The following is a 1262-nucleotide window of genomic DNA, read 5'->3' as shown; positions in this document are numbered from 1 at the left end:
TGGATATGCAAATAAAAATTCCAGTATAAGTTAAGCTACATTTTGATAAATTTTGTTTTGATTGTTAAACTCTTCAATAGTTTGATAATTCAAAGCACTGTGGCGTCTTTTTTTGTTGTACCAGATTTCGATGTATTCAAAGATTTCAAGCTCCATTTTTTCTTTGGTGATGAGTTTGTTACCGTAGATCAATTCTGTTTTTAGGGATTTGAAAAAGCTCTCTGCCACCGCATTATCCCAACAATTTCCTTTACGGCTCATACTTCTTGTAACGCCATAAAAATCAATGGTATTTGCAAATTTTTTGCTTGCATATTGAACACCTCGGTCACTATGAAAAATTAAACTTTCCCCTATTTTTCTGTTTTTGACAGCCATTTTCCAAGCAGCTAAACTAGTTTCCTCGGTACTCATCCCATTACTCAAACTCCAACCAATTATTTTCCGGTCATACAGATCAATAACTGTGGTCAAATATAAAAACCCTTCTTTGGTCTGAATATAAGTGATGTCCGAAGCCCAAACTTTCGACGCTTCTCTCACTGAAAAGTTCCTGCCCAAAACATTTTCCACTACCAAATAACTGTGTTTAGAGTTTGTCGTTACTTTGAATTTTCGGCTTAATTTACTTCTCAAACCAAGTTCTTTCATATATTTTGCAACGGTTACTCTGGAAATTTTATAGCCTAAAGAATTCAACTCAAACGTAATCCTGGGGCTTCCATAGCGTTGTCTTGATGAAAAATAAATTGAAGTTATTTGCTCTTTTATTTTTTCTTTCAAAAGCAATCTCTTGCTCCTCGGTCTATTTTTCCATTTATAATAGCCACTGGAACTTAATTGCAAAACATTACACATCTTTTCAATCGGAAATATGGATTCGTAGCTTTTAATAAACACATATTTCATCGACCGCTCTTGGAGAAGATGCCGATTGCTTTTTTTAATATATCACGTTCCAGCTCTGCATCTTTGAGTTTTTTCTCCAGTTCGTGAATCTTTTCCTGTTCGGGTGTGAGTTTTAAATTCCCATTCCCAGGAAAGCTACCTTCTCCAAATTGTTCGTACTCTTTGCGCCATTTGTAAAGCAGCGTGACTGCAATTCCCAATTCTCTTGCGAGTTCTGAGATATTATTTCGCTCATTGCTCAGTTGAACAGCTTTGGTTTTAAATGTTGGATCATAGATTTTTCTCTCTCGTTTCATAGGTTAAAAATAAGGTTTTATGCTTAACTTTAACTGGACGCTAAATTACTACATCCA

General features: G+C 35.1%; 1 protein-coding gene. It reads right to left on the bottom strand.

Features of this window, described 5'->3' with window-relative positions; genetic code table 11:
- Positions 1–30: 30 nt before the first annotated feature.
- Positions 31–1205 (bottom strand): IS3 family transposase gene (locus DRF58_RS18060; RefSeq protein ID WP_394338505.1). Its coding sequence is split into 2 segments (ribosomal slippage): positions 31–947 and positions 947–1205, totalling 1176 coding nucleotides; the frame shifts between segments, so codons are not numbered across the junction.
- Positions 1206–1262 lie beyond the last annotated feature (57 nt).

The sequence above is a fragment of the Epilithonimonas hispanica genome (assembly GCF_003385395.1).
Taxonomy (GTDB): domain Bacteria; phylum Bacteroidota; class Bacteroidia; order Flavobacteriales; family Weeksellaceae; genus Epilithonimonas; species Epilithonimonas hispanica.
The sequence above is the reverse complement of the archived record's forward strand: the minus strand, read 5'-3'. Positions and strand labels throughout refer to the sequence as shown.